This window comes from Citrobacter sp. Cc139, from assembly GCF_030334645.1.
Taxonomy (GTDB): domain Bacteria; phylum Pseudomonadota; class Gammaproteobacteria; order Enterobacterales; family Enterobacteriaceae; genus Citrobacter; species Citrobacter werkmanii.
On record NZ_JAOWDM010000058.1, the window covers coordinates 29,270 to 50,526 of the forward strand.

The following is a 21,257-nucleotide window of genomic DNA, read 5'->3' on the forward strand; positions in this document are numbered from 1 at the left end:
AGCCTTTATTTCCAATCCCCACGGCCACGTTCACTTTCAACATTATGAACATGAACATAATCTCCGGTCTGGATAGGCTTTGTTGCCCGACCAATGGATTCACCGTATTTGTAAACTTCGCCATGAAGCGCAACGGCTTTAATGGCAAATTTATGACCGTAAGGGATGTCATCCCGTAAGGTGATGGTCAGATTTTCATTGCCAACAAACATGTTGGCGACGTCTCCGGCCTTGAGGGGCTGGATAGCAGTAGCAACGCTATCTTGCGGGTTAATAACCACTGCATTTTTCTTCATAAAAAATCCTTATGCGCTTTGATTGGATACAGTGGTATAAAGCATAAGGCGTGCCATGTTTTTAACTTATTGTTTATTAAGACAAATAATATGCAGAGTGGGAAGGGGTGGAGAGAGCCGCTGTAAGTAGCTTCATCAGTTGCGGCAAATAGCTACAGTTGCAAGGCGTGCAAAAGGTGGGTACGACGGAAACGCATAAAAAAAGGCACCTTGCGGTGCCTTTTTGATCACTCGATATCGAGCGGGTCTTCGGAGAGGATTATCCCGGTGTTGTCGGCGTACAGGTGGTCGCCGGAGAAGAAGGTCACGCCGCCAAAGTTGACGCGCACATCGCTTTCCCCAATGCCTTCACCTGAAGCGCCTACCGGAATTGCGGCAATCGCCTGAATGCCGATATCCAGTTCTTCCAGATCGTCTACCTGGCGTACTGAGCCGTAGATGACCAGACCTTCCCATTCATTCTGTACGGCCAGCCGCGCCAGTTCGGCATCGACCAGCGCGCGGCGAACAGAACCGCCACCATCGACCAGCAGAATGCGACCACGGCCGTTCTGTTCGAGCAGATCGTACAGCAACCCGTTGTCCTCGAAACATTTTACCGTGATGATTTGTCCGCCAAACGACGACCGTCCCCCAAAGTTAGAGAACAGCGGTTCCACGACGTTGACATCTTCCTGATAGATGTCACAAAGCTCGGATGTATCGTATTTCATAGGCTTAACGTTTAGTTGCTGCGAGAATTTTTAGTATATCGCGCTATGTGTACTGTTGGCAAAATCATCAATTGTTAATTGATATTTGTCAGTTAAAGAGACCACTGACTTAAGAAAATTCCAACGACAAACAGCAGGTTAGTTAATAGTGCCGCTTTTACGGTGCGTTCCAGCATCGGGCGCATTGCCTCAGGGTTCATCTCACGCATCACGTAACGCGCCTGTTTGAAAAGCAGCGGAGCGGCGAGAATAAACAGCCATCCCCACAGGCTTTGCAGCGAGAACAGGTTAAACAGCGCCAGACAGACCAGCGTACCCATCAGCAGGCAGGCATGGTAGCGGCGGGCATTCACGGCGCCTAAACGCACGACCAGCGTGTTCTTGCCATTCTCTCTGTCGCTGTTGATATCGCGCAGATTGTTGACGTTGAGCACAGCGGTTGCCAGCAGGCCGCAGGCGGTGGCAGGCAGAATCAGCGCCGGAATCAGCGTATGGGCCTGTAAATACCAGCTTCCCATCACGCTGAGCCAGCCGAAGAATACCAGCACGGAAATATCGCCCAGACCGATATATCCGTAAGGGCGATTACCCACGGTGTAAGTGATCGCGGCGATAATCGACAGGCCCCCGAGCACCAGGAAACCGACAAAATCCGCCAGCGTGTGACAGGCCACGGCAACCAGGGCCAGACCAGACAGACAGATCAACACTACGGTGACGATCAGCGCGCGCTTCATCTGCTCTTGGGTGATAACCCCTTTTTGCATCCCGCGCAGCGGTCCAATGCGATCGGGCTTGTCGCTGCCTTTGACGGCATCGCCATAGTCGTTAGCGAGATTGGACAGAATTTGCAGCAGTCCCGCCGTAATCAATGCCAGCAGAGCAACCAGCGGATCGAAGTATCCTTGCCACCATGCTAATGCCGTACCGACGATGATCGCCGCGAAGGCGAGCGGTAAGGTCTTAGGTCGTAAACTTTCCAGCCAGGCTTGTGAGCGGCTAATTTGTTGTTGTTCAGTCATATTTAGCGCCAATAAAAATGGGGCTTTATCAGCCCCATCAACAGTGATGAAAATGCATTGAACGCGATTATAGGATAAAACGGCTCAGATCTTCATCTGCGACCAGCGCATCCAGATGTTTGCTCACATAATCGGCATCAATTGTGATGCTTTGGCCGTTCAAATCGCTCGCATCATAGGAAATATCTTCCATCAGACGTTCCAGAACGGTGTGCAGACGACGCGCACCGATGTTTTCGGTGGTTTCGTTAACCTGCCATGCTGCTTCGGCAATGCGTTTAATGCCCGATTCGGTGAAGTTAATGTCCACACCTTCGGTCGCCATCAGCGCTTTGTACTGAACGGTGATGGAGGCATTCGGTTCGGTCAGGATACGCTCAAAATCGCTGGTGGTCAGAGCCTGTAGTTCAACGCGAATCGGTAGACGACCCTGCAGTTCCGGGATCAGGTCCGACGGTTTCGCGACCTGGAATGCGCCAGAAGCGATAAACAGAATGTGATCGGTTTTCACCATGCCGTGCTTGGTGGAGACTGTGCAGCCTTCAACCAGCGGCAGCAGGTCGCGCTGTACGCCTTCACGGGACACGTCCGGACCAGAGGATTCGCCGCGCTTACAGATTTTGTCGATTTCGTCGATAAACACGATCCCGTGCTGCTCAACGGCGTCGATAGCTTCCTGTTTCAGCTCTTCCGGGTTCACCAGTTTAGCCGCTTCTTCTTCAATCAGCAGCTTCATCGCGTCTTTGATTTTCAGCTTACGCGGTTTTTGCTTCTGACCGCCCAGGTTCTGGAACATGGACTGCAACTGGCTGGTCATCTCTTCCATGCCCGGAGGCGCCATGATTTCAACGCCCATCGGTGCGGCAGCGAGATCGATTTCGATCTCTTTATCGTCGAGCTGGCCTTCGCGCAGTTTTTTACGGAACGCCTGACGTGCGGCAGAAGGTTCCTGCGGCTGCTCAGACTGTCCCCAGTTATTTTTAGCTGGTGGGATCAGCACGTCGAGAATGCGCTCTTCCGCCATCTCTTCAGCGCGGAAGCGGTTTTTCTCGATGGCCTGAACGCGAACCATCTTAATGGCAGCGTCGGTCAGATCGCGTATGATCGAGTCAACTTCCTTACCAACATAGCCAACTTCGGTGAATTTGGTTGCTTCAACCTTGATGAACGGCGCGTTGGCCAGTTTTGCCAGGCGACGGGCGATTTCGGTTTTACCGACGCCGGTCGGGCCAATCATCAGAATATTTTTCGGCGTCACTTCATGGCGCAGCTCTTCGTTGAGCTGCATACGGCGCCAGCGGTTACGCAGGGCAATCGCCACGGAACGCTTAGCGTTATCCTGGCCGATGATGTGTTTGTTCAGTTCGCTGACAATTTCGCGTGGGGTCATTTCAGACATGGGGGATCCTTACGCTTTGGAGTTCAATTCTTCGATGGTATGGAAGTGGTTGGTATAAATGCAGATATCCCCTGCAATATCCAACGCTTTCTCAGCAATCTCGCGCGCGCCAAGCTCGGTGTTTTCCAGCAGAGCGCGTGCAGCAGCCTGGGCGTAGGGACCGCCGGAGCCGATGGCAATCAGATCGTTTTCTGGCTGGATGACGTCGCCGTTACCGGTGATGATGAGTGATGCCGTTTCATCTGCGACGGCCAGCAGCGCTTCGAGTTTGCGCAGCATACGGTCGGTACGCCAGTCTTTTGCCAGTTCAACTGCCGCTTTCACCAGGTGACCCTGGTGCATTTCCAGCTTGCGTTCGAACAGTTCAAACAGCGTGAATGCATCCGCAGTACCGCCCGCAAAGCCCGCAATGACTTTGTCGTTATACAGACGGCGGACTTTCTTCACGTTGCCTTTCATTACGGTGTTACCCAGTGTGGCCTGACCATCACCGGCGATTACCACATGGCCGTTACGGCGTACGCTTACTATTGTTGTCACGAGCAGACCCCTTGGTTACAAATGCAGAATACAGGCCCCGCACAGGATGCGGGGCGTAATGCATGTATAGATGGGGGGGATTTTGGGGGTTTCAACCCCCAGTAGCGAGTCGAATGCAGTTTGTGTGACCAGCAACCTTCAGGCGGCTGATGGTGTTGTCGGCATTCTCTTTGCCTTTGAGCGGACCAATAACCACGCGATTCCAGCCGTTATTAGTGGTAATTCGCGAGTTGAACCCTTCAAAGGCCAGCTGTGCGCGCACGGTTTCTGCCTGCTCAGCGCCTTTAAATGACCCGCACTGAACCATCCAGCGGCGTTCATCTTTTTTCTCCGCCGTCTGTTTTGGCGGCTGCGTTTCATTCGTTATTGGCGCGGCCGGTTGCGTTTTCGGCTGAGCGGCGGTGGTATGCGCAGGCGTTTGCAGCAGATCCTGATACGGCTGTTGCGCCGCCGGTTTTGGCTGCGGTTTCGGCTGTTGTACCGGTGCGGTTTGCGCCGTACGCGTTTGCGGCTGCTGGTACGGCTGTTCCGTTGCCCGTTGGCGTGGCTGTTGAGCCTGCTGCTGCGTAGTGTTCCACTGCTGCTGTTGCACCTGACGCTGACGCTGCAGCGTTTGCTGGCGTTGCTCAGGCGTTTGTTCGTTCCATGGTACTTCGTTGAGCTGCGTTGGCTGTTGACGCATATCAGCCTGCATTTGCGCTAACAACTGGCGCTGCTCATTGGTTAACTGGTCGGCGTTCAGCACCTCGCCGCCGGCAGACGGTTCGGTAGGCGCGCGTACGCCAGGCTGACGGCTTTCCAGCTCTTTGATGTATCGCCAGCGCTCTTCCGGTTTTGGTGGAATGCCATTCCCGGTGACTTTCTGGTTTTGCAGCGTTTCGGACTCTTCTTTCTTGTGATGCGTAATGAAGTACAGACCACCGATAAAGGTCACGAGTACGGCTGCAGCAATAGCAACCATAGCGGGCGATACCGCAGGCGTATTGCGTTGTTTTTTCCGTGATGTGCTCTTTTTGCGCCGCGAAGGTGCCGGTTGGCCGCGACGTACATAATCTCGTTGTGCCACTATCGTTTCGCTGTATTTATTCGTTCGTCAGCCCGCCATGTTACTTAAGCGGCGGGCCTTTGACCAGACAGGGGAGTCCGAAAGCACTTTACTTTACGTCAGTGCCCGGGTTGTACCCCGAATAATAAGCTCGCAGTCCAGTAAACGTGAGCCACTGCTGACGTTCTGCCCTTGTAATTGATCGAGCAGTAACAGCATAGCTTCGCGTCCGATATCGAAACGCGGCTGTGCGACGGTTGTCAGGGGTGGATCACAAAATTCCGCGAGCGAAATGTTATCGAAGCCAATGATCGATAAATCGTCGGGTACTTTCAGGCCCTGACGTTTGGCGTAAGAGAGGGCGCCAAGCGCCATGACATCGCTGTGGCAGAAGACTGCGGTAGGCGGCTGTGGTAGCGCCAGGAGCTGTTTAAGCGCATTAGCTCCCGCTTCATAGGTAAAGTCTCCGCGCGCGATGAAATGCGGATCGACCGTAATTCCGCTGCGGCGCAGTGCCTGAACGTAACCTTGCAGACGGTAATGGCACAGCGGCATATCCTCTGGTCCGGCGATACAGCCAATGCGTTTATGTCCCAACTCCAGCAGATAATTCATCGCGTTGAAGGCGGCGGTGAGGTTATCAATGTGCACGGTGGGGAGTTCCAGCTCTGGCGCGAACTCGTTGGACATAACCATCGGCGGTAAATTACGCTGCTCTTCAACGCTGGCATCAAACGGCAGGCGCGAGCTGAGCAGGACCATGCCATCGATCTGCTTGGTGATAATGAGGTTAAGAAAGGTCTTTTCCTGCTGATTCTGGTGCGCGCAATCGCCGATAAGCACCAGATATCCCTGTTCTGCGGCGGTGACTTCTATGCCACGAATGACTTCGCTAAAAAACGGATCGCAGATATCAGGCACAATCACCAGAATGGTACGTGACTCATTACGCTTTACGTTGCGTCCCATCGATTGAGGTAGATATCCCACTTCCAGAGCTGCCTGCTCAACCTTGTTACGGGTTGACTGCGAAACTTTGTCTGGATTCATTAATGCGCGGGATACGGTTGCCGTTGAGACTTTCGCCTTCAGGGCAACATCTTTCATCGTAGCGGCGGCAACCTGCTTATTCGGTTTCACTCTTTCTCCTCGCCAGGGCGGCTGGCACAGACTCGTCCCTGGATAACCTTCATCTGAAACATTTTTATCAGATAGTGAATGGAAGCGGTTACAGAATTTTCATAAAAAGTGTGATGGATCTTTAATTTTACGATCCGCCTCGCATCGTGAGGGATTATCCCTCGATGGGATCGACATCCAGCACCCATTTAACTTTACGCGCATCGGGTAACGTATTGATCAGCGCCAGTGTGCCGCTGACGATATGCTGCAGGCGAATTCGCGATGGGTGCTGCAACAAAATTTGCCAGCGATAGCGACCGCCACGTTTGGGCGCCAGGGCGGGAACCGGGCCTAACACCCACAGTTTTTCATCGGCCAGCGGACTGGCCTGAATCAGATTTCGTAACTGCTGCAAGAACATCGGCGCATGCTGGTTGTTGTGATCTTCTGCCCGCACGATCACATGGCTGGTCCATGGGGGAAGCTGGAGCGTTTGTCGCTCGGCCAGCGCCTGCTCGGCAAAAGCGTCATAACCTTTATACAGTAAGGTTTGCAGTAGCGGATGTTCAGGGTGGTGCGTTTGCAGCACCACTTCACCCTGTTTCCCGGCGCGACCGGCACGCCCGGAAACCTGCGTGTAGAGCTGGGCGAAGCGTTCTGCCGACCGGAAATCTGCGGAGAACAGCGCGCCGTCAACGTCCAGTAGCGCCACCAGAGTGACGTCCGGGAAATGGTGGCCTTTCGCCAGCATTTGTGTGCCGATCAGGATTCGCGCGCCGCCGCGATGCACTTCCGCCAGATGCTGCTCCAGCGACCCTTTACGGCTGGTCGTGTCGCGATCGATGCGTGAGATGGGCACGCCGGGGAAAAAAGGCGCCAGAACCTGCTCAAGCTGTTCGGTGCCGAGTCCTACCGGAACCATATGCGTTGAGCCGCAGGAAGGGCACTGACGCGGTATCGGACGCTGACTGTCGCAGTGGTGGCAGCGCAGATGGTGCTGCGCCTGATGCAGCGTGTAGTAGTGATCGCAGCGCGGGCATTCAGCAATCCAGCCACAGTCGTGGCACAGCAGGGCAGGAGCAAAACCCCGGCGGTTTAAAAACAGGATCACCTGGTTATCCGCCTGCAGGTGCTGACGCATACGGGCGATAAGCGCAGGGGCGAGTCCGGCCTGTACCTGCTGACCTTTCAGATCCAGCACGTGCTGAGTGGCTGGGCGCGCATTTCCGGCGCGGCGCGTCAGGCGCAGCATGCGGTATTTTTTCTGCCGCACGTTGCACAGCGTTTCCAGCGCTGGGGTGGCTGAGCCGAGAATAATGGGAATTTGTTCGCTATGGGCACGATAAACCGCGAGGTCGCGCGCATGATAGCGCCAGCCTTCCTGCTGTTTATAAGAGCTGTCGTGCTCTTCGTCGATGACAATCACGCCCAGATTTTTAAACGGTGTAAATAGCGACGAGCGCGTGCCGATGACAATCGCCGCTTCGCCATTTTTCGCCTTCAGCCATGCCGAAAGACGTTCGCTGTCATTTAAACCCGAGTGCAGGACTTCGACCGGCGCATTGAAGCGCTCGCGAAACCGGGCAATAGTTTGCGGCGTCAGGCCAATCTCCGGCACCATCACCAGCGCCTGTTTGCCCTGGGCGAGCACATTTTCCAGTACGCTTAAATAGACCTCTGTTTTACCCGATCCCGTCACGCCCGCTAATAGCCAGGCGCTAAAACTGTCCGAGGCGCTGTGGATCGCCCCGACGGCGGTAGCCTGTTCGGTATTCAGCCGCAGACGCTCACCGGAAACCGCGTAGTGTGTACGCCAGTCGCTAAAGTCTGGTGTTTCGCTTGCCAGATCGCACAGGCCTTTTTTACGTAGCGCCTGCAAGGCGGCGTCATTAAATTCCAGCTCTGCCACCTGGTCGCGCCAGATTTTTCCCTGGCGTAATGCTGCCAGCGCCTGCTGCTGCTTGGGAGAGCGTTTCAGGCCGTTGAGATCAATAACCTGGCCCTCTTCAGTGGCAAACCAGTACCACATGGGCGCGTTGGCAGCTGGGCGTCCCTGGCGTAACAGAATCGGCAGGGCATGAAACAGCACGTCGCCAATAGGATGATGATAATAGTCAGCTGCCCACAACAGCAGACGCCAGACGGAGGTCGAATAGACTGGCTCACTGTCCAGCACTTCGAGAACGGCTTTCAATTCGTTGAGCGGCAGTTCGCTGTGCTCGCTAACGGAAAGGACGATGCCCACGCGCTCCTGCTGCTTGCCAAAAGGCACGCGTACACGACACCCGGCTTTGGCGCTCATGCCTTCCGGCAGAAGGTAGTCAAAGGTGCGAGGTAGCGGAACGGGTAAGGCAACGTGCGCAACGGGCATTGAATCATCCTGACTTGAAATCTGGCGGGTTAGTATACACATTAGTGAAGGGTAGAATGCGGATCAGTTTGCATGAGCAGGTTAATTTCTGTATGATTCGCCGCCTTTGATGCAAATTGATTGCGTCAAACAATGACCATTACCCGAGAATTTCAAGCTGTTGATGCAGTGTGAAAGGTGACGGGGAATAATTAACATCGCGTGGTGTCTGGCGTTAGGGCTGGAAGAGCGACGCGGCCTTAAACTGAGGTTTTCCCATGAAAAAAGATATTCACCCGAAATACGAAGAAATTACTGCAAACTGCTCTTGCGGTAACGTCATTAAAATCCGCTCCACCGTCGGTCACGATCTGAACCTCGACGTGTGCAGCAAGTGCCACCCGTTCTATACTGGCAAGCAGCGTGATGTTGCTACCGGTGGCCGCGTTGATCGCTTCAACAAGCGTTTCAACATCCCAGGCAGCAAATAAGTTTCAGCTGTCAGAAAAAAGCGCCTTTCGGCGCTTTTTTTGTTTCTGCGCCTGAAGAATGAAATTTATATTGATGTGTTGAATAGTGTCTTTTATTTAATAAATAAAACAGCGTTTTTATTTTTTAGGTAAAATGTTTCTGCTGGTGATCTGCATCCTTTTTATCTTCTGATTTTTGCCACTCATGCCAATTGTTGGCAAAATACCAAAGGTTTCTGCTTTCTTTCTAAAATACACTTTCGTGGAAATATAAAATTATTCTTAATCTTTCATCGTTTCCCATTAATGGACGGAACGAGATGGATAATTTCCTTGATTTAGTGTGAAGAGGGATGGTCATGAAATTTAAATCTGCGTTATTACTGATTCCATTATTCTCTGTGACCGCGCAAGCGGGTTATGTTGATTATCGTCATGAATATTATGACGATGGGCGCAATTACGATCGTGTTTATATGTCTCATCGTTTTGCGACTGGTTTTGGTGTAGCCGTTGAAGCCATTTCACGTTCCGAAGATACGCAATCTAATGATGCGTGGAATAATATGGAAAGTAATGGCAACAAGTATACTGCAAGCTACCAGTTTACCTGGCGGGATCTTATCTGGCAGCCGGGTATTGCGATCGAAACGGGCGATAACATCACGATTTATAAACCTTATATCCGCGTACAGTACAATATCAATGACAGCTGGTGGACTGCGTTCCGCTATCGTCAGGAGTACATGCGCAGAAGCACTGACGGCAAGGATGATCGCATGGTCTATCGTCCGGAAGCATGGCTCGGTTATAACATTCATGACTGGATGTTTGAGCTGAACGGTATTTATAAAATTGCCGATAGCGAAGATTTATATAACAACCGAAAAGACGATTATGAATATAACTTCCGTGTAGCTTATAAAATAGGTTCCTGGATTCCATTTGTTGAGGTGGGTAACGTTTCCTCCGGTTATAACACCACCACCACAGACGATCGCCAGACTCGTTATCGTGTCGGTCTCGGTTATAACTTCTGACCGTTAATACTCTTCATAGCGGTTTATTACGCTGAGCATCGGTATATCCATATAGTTTGCGTGAATAATGAGTCTAAGGAGTTGATATCATGTCTAATGATGGAACTATAATCGGAAGTAATCAAAGTATTGCTGTCAGGCCTTTCGGATTAAGAGATAAATTTGGTTATTTGTGTGGCGACCTCGGAACCTGTTTTATTCTTGGACTGGTGAACAGTTTTTTAATGATTTATTACACCAACGTACTCGGTATTTCCGGGATTATTGTTGGCTCGCTCTATTTTGTGACCAAACTCTTTGATGCGTTTGTCGATGTTGGCGTAGGGCGCTTATGTGATACCTCTAAACTAACGGTACATGGACGGTTTAACCCGTGGGTGCGCCGTATGAAATATCCGTTTTGCATCATTGCGGTCGTCCTGTTCCTGCCATTTGTGAATGATTTCTCTTATACGGCGAAAATTATCTACATCTGCTGCTCCTATTTTATCTACGGTTCGTTGTTATCGACGGTCAGTATCCCGTATGGCGCCATGTCTGCGGCGATTAGCTCGAACCCGGAAGATCGTGTTTCGCTCTCAACCTGGCGCAGCGTTGGGTCTGCCATCGGCGGTGGGGCAACCGGCTTTTTTATTCCCATTCTGATGTACACCACCCTGGTGGACGGAAGCCAGGTGATTTCCGGGCAGCATTTCTTCTGGATCGCCATGGGTTGCGCAGTACTGGGTTTTCTCTTTTTAACCCTGACCTGTCAGTTAACGACAGAACGTGTGCGTGTGGAGAGAAAAGAGAGCATGCCCGTGTCGGTACTGCTGAAGGGGCTATTACGTAATAAGGCGCTGATTGTTTTGGTTGTGGTGGATCTGCTGATTGTGATTAATCAGGGGTTGTCCGGGACCAATATGACCTACCTGTTTAATGACTATTTCCATAACAAAGAGGCCATGTCCGTTGCATTGCTGTTTACCTTTGGTTCTCTGGTTTTGCTGGCGCCATCGGCATCCTGGCTCACGAAGCGGTTTGGTAAAAAAGAAGCAAGTGTAGGCGCGTTGCTCTTTGCGGTAGCGATGTATCTGATTATGTACTTCGTCCACATTACCGACGCGAAAGTCTATTTGGTTTTCCTGTTTCTGGCGACACTGGGGGCGGGGTTATTCAACCTGATGATATGGGCGTTTATGACCGATGTTTGTGATTATCACCAGTATGTCACTGGCGATCGTGAGGATGGTACCGTTTATGGCGTGAACTTCTTCGCCCGCAAGGTTGGTCAGGCGTGCGCCGGAGCTATTGGCGGCTTTATGCTGGCCATCATTGGTTATCAATCTTCCTCAACGGGTGGGGCTGTACAAACCAGCATCGTGCAGGAAAATATTTATACGATGGCGAATCTCTTGCCGGCTTTGTGCCTGTTTTTGGCGGCGGTCATTCTGATTTATTGCTATCCATTGAACCGTAAAGAAACGCTCAAAATGGAAGAAACATTGAATAAACTCAATGGTATTAGTAAGTAACGTTGTGAAAGATGGCGGGAGCAATCCCGCCTTCTTTCATCTTTCTCTAACGATCAGTATTCCCACGTTTCCGGGTTGATACCCAGTTCACGCATGATTACCTTTGCTTCTTCCGGGATTTCATCACTGCGTTCTTTACGCAGGTCGTCATCGTTGGGTAGTGGTTGCCCGGTAAAAGCATGCAGAAACGCTTCACACAGCAGTTCGCTGTTGGTGGCGTGGCGCAGGTTGTTCACCTGACGACGCGTGCGTTCATCGGTAAGGATTTTTAACACCTTCAGAGGAATGGAAACCGTAATTTTTTTTACTTGCTCACTCTTCTTACCGTGCTCAGCGTATGGGCTGATATATTCGCCGCTCCATTCAGCCATGAGATACCTAATCCTCTTCGTCATTAATATTGAGGCCAGAACCTGAGCCCGGACCATAATTGCGCGTAGTTTATCGTAGTGGCGCGGCCCTGACACGAAGTAAGCCGACGCGGATGTACGCTAATGCATATAATTTTAACGGCTATTTGCGGTTTGCTCAATCTATACGCAAAGAAGTTTAGATGTCCAGATGTATTGACGGCTATCGTAACTATGATTAATCTGGTGCCTGACTTTTCACCGACTCAGCCAGGATCTCCTCTCTATGACGCGTAAACAGGCCACCATCGCAGTGCGTAGCGGATTAAATGACGACGAACAGTACGGTTGCGTTGTCCCGCCGATTCACCTCTCCAGTACCTATAACTTTACCGGTTTTAATGAGCCTCGCGCCCATGACTATTCACGCCGCGGTAACCCGACGCGCGATGTGGTTCAGCGCGCGTTGGCAGAACTGGAAGGTGGCGCGGGTGCGGTACTAACCAATACCGGCATGTCGGCGATTCATCTGGTGACGACGGTATTCCTGAAACCTGGCGATCTGCTGGTCGCGCCGCACGACTGTTACGGCGGCAGCTATCGCCTGTTTGACAGTCTGGCAAAGCGAGGCTGTTATCGCGTACTGTTTGTTGATCAAGGTGATGAGCGGGCGTTGCAGGCGGCGCTGGCGGAAAAACCGAAGCTGGTGCTGGTAGAAAGCCCAAGCAACCCGCTACTACGCGTGGTGGATATTGCGAAAATCTGTCAATTGGCGCGTGAAGCTGGTGCAGTCAGCGTGGTAGACAACACTTTTTTAAGCCCGGCACTGCAAAATCCACTGGCATTGGGCGCCGATCTGGTGTTGCATTCATGCACGAAATATTTAAACGGTCACTCAGACGTGGTGGCTGGTGTGGTGATAGCGAAAGATCCGGAAACGGTCACTGAACTGGCGTGGTGGGCGAATAATATTGGCGTGACCGGCGGCGCGTTTGATAGTTATCTGCTGTTGCGCGGCCTGCGTACTCTGTCACCGCGTATGGAGGTGGCGCAACGTAATGCTCAGGCGATTGTTGATTATCTGCAAACGCAGCCGCTGGTGAAAAAATTGTATCACCCATCATTGCCGAATAATCAAGGGCATGAGATTGCCGTGCGTCAGCAAAAAGGCTTTGGCGCGATGCTGAGTTTTGAACTGGATGGCGATGAGCAAACGCTGCGTCGCTTCCTTGGCGGGCTGTCATTGTTTACGCTGGCGGAATCGTTAGGAGGCGTTGAAAGTCTGATCTCCCACGCCGCAACCATGACACACGCGGGAATGGCGCCAGAAGCGCGCGCGGCGGCAGGGATTTCGGAAACGCTGCTGCGTATCTCCACCGGTATTGAAGATGGCGAAGATTTAATTGCCGACCTGGAAAATGGCTTCCGGGCTGCAAACAAGGGGTAAACATGAGTGTGATTGCGCAGGCAGGGGCGAAGGGTCGTCAACTGCACAAATTTGGTGGTAGTAGTCTGGCTGATGTGAAATGTTATCTGCGTGTCGCAGGCATTATGGCGGAATACTCGCAGCCTGATGACATGATGGTTGTTTCAGCCGCAGGCAGTACCACTAACCAGTTGATTAGCTGGCTGAAGTTAAGCCAGACCGATCGTCTTTCTGCGCATCAGGTTCAGCAGGCGTTACGTCGCTATCAGAGCGAGCTGATTAGCGGTTTGTTACCACCAGAAGTGGCCGACGGCCTGATCGGTGCGTTTATTCACGACCTGGAGCGTCTGGCCGGATTACTCGACAGCGGCGTGAACGATGCCGTTTATGCTGAAGTCGTCGGACACGGTGAGGTATGGTCGGCGCGTTTGATGTCCGCTGTCCTTAACCAACAAGGTCTGGAATCGGCCTGGCTGGATGCGCGCGATTTTTTACGTGCGGAGCGTAGCGCTCAGCCGCAGGTGGATGAAGGTCTCTCCTACCCATTGTTGCAGCAACTTCTGGCGCAACATCCGGGTAAACGCCTGGTCGTTACCGGCTTTATTAGCCGTAACAACGCCGGTGAAACGGTACTGCTGGGGCGTAATGGTTCTGACTACTCGGCGACGCAGGTTGGCGCGCTGGCCGGGGTTTCCCGCGTAACCATCTGGAGTGATGTCGCCGGGGTTTACAGCGCGGATCCGCGTAAAGTAAAAGATGCCTGCTTGCTACCGCTGCTGCGTCTGGATGAAGCCAGCGAACTGGCGCGTCTGGCGGCTCCGGTTCTCCATGCCCGTACCTTACAGCCGGTTTCCGGCAGTGATATTGATCTCCAACTGCGTTGTAGCTATACGCCTGAGCAAGGCTCAACGCGTATTGAACGCGTGCTGGCTTCCGGGACCGGGGCGCGTATCGTGACCAGTCATGACGACGTCTGCCTGATTGAGTTTCAGGTTCCCACCGGTCAGGACTTTAAGCTGGCCCATAAAGAGGTCGATCAGATTTTAAAACGCACCCAGGTGCGTCCGCTGGCGGTCGGTGTGCATCCCGATCGCCAACTGCTGCAATTTTGCTATACCTCCGAAGTCGCTGACGGCGCGTTGAGAATTCTTGATGAGGCCGGATTGCCGGGCGAGCTGCGTCTGCGCCAGGGGTTGGCGCTGGTGGCGATGGTCGGGGCGGGCGTCACCCGTAACCCGCTGCACTGCCACCGCTTCTGGCAGCAACTGAAAGGTCAGCCGGTCGAATTCACCTGGCAGTCGGAGGAGGGCATCAGCCTGGTTGCCGTACTGCGTACCGGACCGACGGAGAGCCTGATTCAGGGTCTGCATCAGTCAATTTTCCGCGCGGAAAAACGAATCGGCCTGGTGTTGTTCGGGAAGGGGAATATTGGATCACGTTGGCTGGAGCTATTCGCCCGTGAGCAAAGTACGCTCTCGGCGCGTACCGGATTAGAGTTCGTGCTGGCGGGCGTGGTCGATAGCCGCCGTAGTCTGCTGAATTATGAAGGGCTGGATGCCAGCCGCGCGTTGGCCTTCTTTGATGATGAGGCAGTGGAACAGGATGAAGAGTCATTGTTCCTGTGGATGCGCGCCCACCCGTATGATGATTTAGTGGTGCTGGACGTAACCGCCAGCGAGCAGTTGGCGGATCAATATCTGGATTTCGCCAGTCACGGTTTCCATGTTATCAGCGCTAACAAACTGGCGGGTGCGAGCAGCAGTAATAAGTATCGCCAAATTCATGATGCGTTTGAAAAAACTGGTCGTCACTGGCTGTATAACGCCACCGTGGGCGCTGGTTTGCCGATCAACCATACCGTGCGCGATCTGATTGATAGCGGAGATACCATTCTGTCGATCAGCGGGATCTTCTCTGGCACGTTGTCGTGGTTGTTCCTGCAATTTGATGGCACGGTGCCGTTCACCGACCTGGTGGATCAGGCGTGGCAGCAGGGGCTGACCGAACCAGACCCGCGGGTGGATCTTTCCGGCAAGGATGTGATGCGCAAGCTGGTGATTCTGGCGCGTGAAGCGGGTTACGACATCGAGCCGGATCAGGTTCGCGTGGAGTCGCTGGTGCCTGCGCATTGTGAAGAAGGCTCTATTGACCATTTCTTTGAAAATGGCGATGAACTGAACGAGCAGATGGTGCAGCGTCTGGAAGCGGCGCGTGAAATGGGGCTGGTGCTGCGCTATGTGGCGCGTTTTGACGCTAACGGTAAAGCACGTGTGGGTGTTGAAGCGGTACGTTCTGAGCACCCGCTGGCGGCATTGTTGCCGTGCGATAATGTGTTCGCCATTGAAAGCCGCTGGTATCGCGATAACCCGCTGGTGATCCGCGGACCTGGCGCAGGCCGCGATGTGACCGCCGGAGCCATTCAGTCGGATATCAACCGCCTGGCGCAGTTGCTGTAGTTTGCGTTGCCGGATGGCGCTTACGCTTATCCGGCCTGGCTATGACACGAACCATAGGCCCGGGAAGCGGCAGCGCCACCGGGCAAATCGCTCTGGGTGATCAGGATGTTGTATTTCTCCGTCAGCGTCCTTATCGTCTGAAACACCGCATGGGCTGAGTAACGGGCGCTATACCGAAATTCCGGCTGTTGCTGTAGCCAGGCGATAAAATGATGACTTGCCCTCAGGGTTATCGAGGCCCCTTTTTCAACCTGACCCTCCGTTAACAGACACACCATTTTACGCCTGTTGCCCTGTTGCCAAATCTGCCACTGGTTTTGCAACCATCCCTGATAACTTTTACCCAGTAATTGCCAGGGCCTGGTGTGTTGATCGTCGCCCATTTCTTCATCCACAAACCAAAGCGAGGCGTGATTTTCGCGAAACTGTTCCGCCCATGCGGTAATCACAGCGCCGCGCAGAAAGCATTCGTGGGCGATGATGTGCATTTTAATCGTAGGCCAGAGATGGCTCAGGACGCGGAAATGCCCATGCGCGGTAATGACCGGGCGTAAAATCTCACCGCTGGCGTTACGTTTGAGCATCGCGCTGCCGTACTGAATTTCGTCAAACTGGCTGCGGCGTAAAAACTGCGTTTCTCGCTGATTTACACGCTGGATCTCATCGTCATGATTCACTGTGGCCTCGACCATCCCGCGCCAGCGGTAAACTAATGACTCGCCAACAGAATGAGGAGTGAAGTTGCTGGAAATATGCAAAATATTGCCGCGAATAGCATCAAAACTGAGTAATACATACAGTTTCTGATCTGCACTTGCGCCCTGAAAAGGGACGATCAGTGGCACCGTCACTATTTGTTCTGGCGGATCAATAGTCGTCAATGGCGGTTGTCTGGGGGTCCAGACTTTTCTACAGCTCCGGCACTGTAGGCGCTGGGTTCCCTGTGGGTTATGTCCATAACGGATCAGTTCCCGCTGATAGCAATTTGGGCAAAAAAGACCGCTGTTAATTGCAAAATGTGTAAAACAGGCGGCCAACCACTCGCGGAAATGTTCAGCGTTAAACAGCGGGGGATAACTTCCGCATGCCCGGCAGTGCAGGGCGGCGTAGCCCAGTCGGTAATCGGGCCAGCTGTAATCAACGGAGTTTGCCAGCCCCAGATTTTTGCAGCCAAAAGACTTGCAGCAGTTGATGGTGAACAGAGAAGTCATCGCATTACCAACGATTTTTAATGGTCGTTGATTTTGCCCTGCAACTATTACCGATGGGTGTGAGTCTTCTCACATAAAAAAACCTTTCAGAACGTAACGTAGCGATTCTTTATATGACTGAAAGGGATTGATTATGAAGTTAAAAATGCTTGCTGTCGGTGTTCTGGTATCGCTGCCGTTATGGGCGTCAGCGAAAGACGTCACGATTATCTATACCAACGATCTCCATGCCCACGTCGAACCTTATAAAGTCCCGTGGATTGCTAATGGCGCACGCGATATTGGCGGTTGGGCCAATATCACGACGATGGTGAAGCAGGAAAAAGCGAAAAATAGCGCGACCTGGTTCTTTGACGCGGGTGATTACTTCACCGGGCCGTACATCAGCAGCCTGACAAAGGGCAAGGCGATTATCGATATTATGAATACGATGAATTTCGACGCCGTCACTATGGGTAATCATGAGTTCGATCACGGCTGGGATAATACGTTGTTGCAACTGAGCCAGGCGAAATTCCCCATTGTGCAGGGCAATATCTTTTACCAGAACAGCAGCAAAATGTTCTGGGATAAGCCCTGGACCATTATTGAAAAAGATGGCGTAAAGATTGGCGTCATAGGTCTGCACGGTGTGTTTGCTTTTGATGATACGGTTTCGGCTGCGACGCGCGTTGGCATTGAGGCGCGGGATGAGGTGAAGTGGCTGCAACGTTATATCGATGAATTAAAAGGTAAGGTCGATCTGACGGTGGCGTTGATCCACGAAGGTACGCCGGCGCGTCAGTCCAGCCAGGGAAGTACAGATGTGCGTCGTGCGCTGGATAAAGATATCCAGACTGCAGGTCAGGTGCATGGCCTGGATATCCTGATCACCGGCCATGCGCATGTGGGCACGCCAGAGCCGATTAAAGTCGGTAATACCTTAATTCTCTCCACCGACAGCGGCGGTATTGATGTCGGTAAACTGGTGTTGGATTACCAGCAAAAACCGCATCAATTTACCGTGAAGAATTTCGAGCTGAAGACGATCTACGCCGATGAGTGGAAACCCGATCCGCAGACGAAACAGGTGATTGATGGCTGGAATAAGAAGCTTGATGAAGTGGTACAACAGACGGTTGCCAACTCTCCGGTTGAGCTGACGCGTGCTTACGGGGAATCCTCCTCGTTGGGGAATCTGGCGGCGGATGCATTACTGGCTGCGGCGGGTAAAGATACCCAGTTGGCGCTTACCAACTCAGGCGGCATTCGTAATGAAATCCCGGCAGGTGCGATTACGATGGGCGCAGTTATTAGTACCTTCCCGTTCCCGAACGAGCTGTCTACGATGGATCTTACCGGTAAGCAACTGCGTAGTTTGATGGAGCATGGCGCGGGTTTAAGTAACGGCGTACTACAGGTATCCAAAGGGTTTGAGATGAAGTACGACAGCAGCAAACCGGTTGGCCAGCGGGTCACCGTATTGACGCTAAACGGCAAGCCAATTGAGGACGCTGTGATTTATCACATTGCCACCAATAGTTTTCTGGCAGACGGCGGTGATGGTTTTACGGCATTCACCGAAGGCACAGCGCGTAATACATCCGGCGGTTACTATGTCTCTAATGCCGTCGTTGATTATTTCAAAGCGGGAAATACGCTGACGGATGAGCAACTGAAAGGCATGCGTGTGGAAGATGTGAAAAAGTAACGCGTTCAGGCCAGCAGACAAGCCGCTGGCCTGTTGTTTTAGCCTCTGTGGGAGGCAAACACCTCTTTCGCGGCGAACAGACCATTCAACGCGGCCGGAAAGCCAGCGTATACGGCCATCTGCATAATCACTTCGACGATCTCATCCTGTGTTAAGCCAACGTGTAATGCCGCGCCAATATGCACCTTCAATTGCGGGGCGGCATTACCCAGCGCCGTTAACGCCGCGACGGTAGCAATCTCTCTACTGCGTAAATCCAATCCCGGTCTTGAATAGATGTCGCCAAAAGGAAATTCAAGCAGGTAGCGGGCGAAGTCTGGCGCAATATCTTGCAGACTTTCGATGACCGCATCGCCCCCTTTACCATCCACTTTTTGCAGCATCTTCTGACCGGTAATAAAGCGTTCTGAATGCATAATCTCTTCCTCATTTGTCTGGTATATAGCCTGAGGATAGAGCGTGCAGAATGATTGGGATAATACCGTTTCCGTGATACCTTTTTGGTATGACAACATCGCCTTTGCACTCTCTGGATATTCGTCTGCTGCGTTACTTTTCCGTAGTAGCGGAAGAGAACAATATGAGCCGGGCGGCGCAACGTTTATTTATGTCGCAGCCGCCGCTGAGTCGCCACATTCGCCAGCTTGAAGAACGTCTGGGGATGACGCTTTTTGTCCGTCATACCCGTGGGCTGACGCTGACGGAAGACGGTCTGCGCGTACTTGAAATAGTGCGTCCAGTGCTGACGATGTACGAAGAAACCTGCGCGACGTTGAGCCAGTTAGCGCAAGCTGGGGAGCACTCTCTGCGCCTGGGGCTAAGTACAGCGTTTGAACAAGGTGTTTTTGCTCCGCTTGAATCGCAGCTACACGGGCGTACGGAGAGGCTACATATTGTTCGTCATGGTTCGCCTGAGCTGGTGTGTCAGGTTCGTCGGGGAAAACTGGATGCAGCGCTGGTGGCGTTACCGCTTGAGACTCCCGGGCTTACCGTCATGCCACTCGGCTGGCAAGAGCCGATGATTGCCGCATTACCCGCGATCTGGCCAGAGGCGAGCCTGCCGTCACTCTCATTAACGACGTTGAACCACCGACCACTGTTCTGGTTTAAACGCGAACGGAATCCTGCCTTTTTTGATTACACCCGACATATTTTTCGCCGCGCCGGTTACTCTCCAGCCTGTATTGAAGAGCCGCTGGAACATGACGTGCTGCTGGCGCGGATCGCGCATGGCGACGGTCTGAGTTTACTCCCGGCCTCCTTTTCCGCTATCCAGCGTCAGGGCGTGATATTTCTGCCGCTTACCGATTCCGAATTGCGTATCCACGTGGGACTGGTAATGCTGCCTGAGAGCGAAGCAACGTTGCAGTGGTTGCAGACGGTTGTGAACCAATCCCTCGGTCTTTCAGGTTGATGTGAATTATTTTCACGTTGACTGAGTATTCCTCACCTTTAACGATGATTTTTGTGTTGACGCCAGCGTGCTTTTCCGTCATTTTTACATCTAGACGTCTAAACGTATAGCAGTTCACAACACAACATATAACGACAAAAGATTGATGAGGTAAGGTATGAGCTTTTTTCACGCCAACCAGCGGGAAGCGCTGAATCAGAGTCTGGCCGAAGTACAGGGGCAGATTAACGTTTCTTTCGAATTTTTCCCGCCGCGCACCAGTGAAATGGAGCAAACCCTGTGGAACTCTATCGATCGCCTGAGCAGCCTGAAGCCGAAATTTGTTTCAGTCACTTACGGTGCAAACTCTGGTGAGCGCGACCGCACGCATAGCATTATCAAAGGGATCAAGGATCGCACCGGGCTTGAAGCGGCGCCGCACCTGACCTGTATTGATGCGACCCGCGATGAGCTGCGCACTATTGCTCAGGACTACTGGAATAACGGTATTCGTCATATTGTTGCCCTGCGCGGTGACCTGCCGCCGGGAAGCGGTAAACCGGATATGTATGCCTCTGACCTGGTGACTCTGCTGAAAGACGTTGCGGACTTTGATATCTCCGTTGCGGCTTACCCGGAAGTGCACCCGGAAGCGAAGAGCGCTCAGGCCGATCTGCTGAACCTGAAGCGTAAGGTTGATGCCGGTGCGAACCGCGCGATCACCCAATTTTTCTTCGATGTAGAAAGCTACCTGCGTTTTCGCGATCGCTGCGTGTCTGCGGGTATCGATGTGGAAATTATTCCGGGCATCCTGCCGGTATCTAACTTTAAACAGGCGAAAAAATTTGCCGACATGACCAACGTCCGCATTCCGGCATGGATGTCGACCATGTTTGCTGGCCTGGATGACGATGCGGAAACCCGCAAGCTGGTGGGCGCAAACATCGCCATGGATATGGTGAAAATTCTCAGTCGCGAAGGGGTGAAAGATTTCCATTTCTATACTCTCAATCGCGCCGAAATGAGCTACGCAATTTGTCACACGCTGGGAGTAAGACCGGCATAATCAGTACGTCAGCCCTCTGCGGAGGGTTTTTTATTGATCATTTTGATCTACATCTCTGTAACTAAAAATATAAAAGGATCTGGCTATCGAATCTGTGGGTTATTTCGACTATATCTAATCTCTGGTGGTGTATATCGTAGTCATAACACTGTAA

General features: G+C 52.5%; 19 protein-coding genes. 8 read left to right on the forward strand and 11 right to left on the reverse strand.

The window, feature by feature from the left end; translation table 11 throughout:
• Positions 1-5: 5 nt before the first annotated feature.
• The 8 genes from OGV69_RS02475 to priA form a co-directional block, all read right to left on the reverse strand.
• Complete coding sequence (locus OGV69_RS02475; protein ID WP_038636007.1) at positions 6-296, reverse strand: UxaA family hydrolase; 291 nt, start codon at positions 294-296, stop codon at positions 6-8.
• Between the two features lie 227 nt (positions 297-523).
• A complete protein-coding gene (rraA, locus tag OGV69_RS02480; protein ID WP_008787034.1) occupies positions 524-1,009 on the reverse strand; it encodes a ribonuclease E activity regulator RraA in 486 nt (161 codons plus the stop codon).
• A 92-nt stretch (positions 1,010-1,101) separates the two neighbouring features.
• Positions 1,102-2,031: a 1,4-dihydroxy-2-naphthoate polyprenyltransferase gene (gene menA, locus OGV69_RS02485; protein ID WP_038636012.1), complete on the reverse strand. Its 930-nt coding sequence runs from the start codon at positions 2,029-2,031 to the stop codon at positions 1,102-1,104.
• Positions 2,032-2,098: 67 nt separating this feature from the next.
• Positions 2,099-3,430, reverse strand: coding sequence for an ATP-dependent protease ATPase subunit HslU (hslU, locus tag OGV69_RS02490; protein WP_038636017.1), 1,332 nt, complete (start codon positions 3,428-3,430; stop codon positions 2,099-2,101).
• A gap of 9 nt (positions 3,431-3,439) precedes the next feature.
• A complete protein-coding gene (hslV, locus tag OGV69_RS02495) occupies positions 3,440-3,970 on the reverse strand; it encodes an ATP-dependent protease subunit HslV (RefSeq protein ID WP_003028805.1) in 531 nt (176 codons plus the stop codon).
• A gap of 91 nt (positions 3,971-4,061) precedes the next feature.
• Positions 4,062-5,036 carry a cell division protein FtsN gene (gene ftsN / locus OGV69_RS02500; protein ID WP_074458535.1) on the reverse strand — a complete coding sequence of 325 codons (975 nt, stop codon included), beginning with the start codon at positions 5,034-5,036 and terminating at the stop codon, positions 4,062-4,064.
• A 93-nt stretch (positions 5,037-5,129) separates the two neighbouring features.
• The gene (gene cytR / locus OGV69_RS02505) at positions 5,130-6,155 is read right to left on the reverse strand and encodes a DNA-binding transcriptional regulator CytR (protein ID WP_003028807.1); all 1,026 of its coding nucleotides are present in this window, start codon (positions 6,153-6,155) and stop codon (positions 5,130-5,132) included.
• 154 nt (positions 6,156-6,309) lie between these two features.
• Complete coding sequence (gene priA / locus OGV69_RS02510) at positions 6,310-8,508, reverse strand: primosomal protein N' (RefSeq protein ID WP_038636023.1); 2,199 nt, start codon at positions 8,506-8,508, stop codon at positions 6,310-6,312.
• A gap of 257 nt (positions 8,509-8,765) precedes the next feature.
• Here priA and rpmE point away from each other — a divergent pair, with 257 nt between their 5' ends.
• The 3 genes from rpmE (at position 8,766) to OGV69_RS02525 (ending at position 11,511) form a co-directional block, all read left to right on the forward strand.
• Entirely contained in the window at positions 8,766-8,978 is a 213-nt protein-coding gene (gene rpmE / locus OGV69_RS02515; RefSeq protein ID WP_038636025.1) for a 50S ribosomal protein L31, read from the forward strand.
• A gap of 338 nt (positions 8,979-9,316) precedes the next feature.
• Complete coding sequence (locus OGV69_RS02520; protein WP_286469056.1) at positions 9,317-9,997, forward strand: oligogalacturonate-specific porin KdgM family protein; 681 nt, start codon at positions 9,317-9,319, stop codon at positions 9,995-9,997.
• Positions 9,998-10,086: 89 nt separating this feature from the next.
• The gene (locus OGV69_RS02525) at positions 10,087-11,511 is read left to right on the forward strand and encodes an MFS transporter (RefSeq protein WP_069324859.1); all 1,425 of its coding nucleotides are present in this window, start codon (positions 10,087-10,089) and stop codon (positions 11,509-11,511) included.
• 53 nt (positions 11,512-11,564) lie between these two features.
• Here OGV69_RS02525 and metJ read toward each other — a convergent pair whose 3' ends face one another.
• Entirely contained in the window at positions 11,565-11,882 is a 318-nt protein-coding gene (gene metJ / locus OGV69_RS02530; protein WP_003825168.1) for a met regulon transcriptional regulator MetJ, read from the reverse strand.
• A 265-nt stretch (positions 11,883-12,147) separates the two neighbouring features.
• Here metJ and metB point away from each other — a divergent pair, with 265 nt between their 5' ends.
• Both metB and metL read left to right on the forward strand, forming a co-directional pair.
• Positions 12,148-13,308, forward strand: a complete 1,161-nt coding sequence (gene metB, locus OGV69_RS02535; protein ID WP_069324858.1) for a cystathionine gamma-synthase — start codon at positions 12,148-12,150, stop codon at positions 13,306-13,308.
• A 2-nt stretch (positions 13,309-13,310) separates the two neighbouring features.
• On the forward strand, positions 13,311-15,743 hold the full coding sequence (gene metL, locus OGV69_RS02540) for a bifunctional aspartate kinase/homoserine dehydrogenase II (RefSeq protein WP_069324857.1): 2,433 nt from the start codon (positions 13,311-13,313) through the stop codon (positions 15,741-15,743).
• A gap of 26 nt (positions 15,744-15,769) precedes the next feature.
• On the opposite strand, the gene OGV69_RS02545 is transcribed toward metL, so the two are convergent.
• Positions 15,770-16,954 carry an IS1/IS1595 family N-terminal zinc-binding domain-containing protein gene (locus OGV69_RS02545; protein ID WP_227409106.1) on the reverse strand — a complete coding sequence of 395 codons (1,185 nt, stop codon included), beginning with the start codon at positions 16,952-16,954 and terminating at the stop codon, positions 15,770-15,772.
• A 133-nt stretch (positions 16,955-17,087) separates the two neighbouring features.
• On the opposite strand from OGV69_RS02545, the gene OGV69_RS02550 reads away from it, so the two are divergent.
• A complete protein-coding gene (locus tag OGV69_RS02550; protein ID WP_069324855.1) occupies positions 17,088-18,644 on the forward strand; it encodes a bifunctional metallophosphatase/5'-nucleotidase in 1,557 nt (518 codons plus the stop codon).
• Between the two features lie 38 nt (positions 18,645-18,682).
• On the opposite strand, the gene OGV69_RS02555 is transcribed toward OGV69_RS02550, so the two are convergent.
• Positions 18,683-19,060 carry a carboxymuconolactone decarboxylase family protein gene (locus OGV69_RS02555; RefSeq protein ID WP_061382562.1) on the reverse strand — a complete coding sequence of 126 codons (378 nt, stop codon included), beginning with the start codon at positions 19,058-19,060 and terminating at the stop codon, positions 18,683-18,685.
• Between the two features lie 89 nt (positions 19,061-19,149).
• Between OGV69_RS02555 and OGV69_RS02560 the strand changes: the two genes are divergently transcribed.
• Together OGV69_RS02560 and metF are read left to right on the forward strand one after the other, a co-directional pair.
• Positions 19,150-20,058 carry a LysR family transcriptional regulator gene (locus OGV69_RS02560; RefSeq protein WP_069324854.1) on the forward strand — a complete coding sequence of 303 codons (909 nt, stop codon included), beginning with the start codon at positions 19,150-19,152 and terminating at the stop codon, positions 20,056-20,058.
• A 157-nt stretch (positions 20,059-20,215) separates the two neighbouring features.
• Positions 20,216-21,103 carry a methylenetetrahydrofolate reductase gene (gene metF, locus OGV69_RS02565; protein WP_038636049.1) on the forward strand — a complete coding sequence of 296 codons (888 nt, stop codon included), beginning with the start codon at positions 20,216-20,218 and terminating at the stop codon, positions 21,101-21,103.
• The last annotated feature ends 154 nt before the right edge of the window (positions 21,104-21,257 follow it).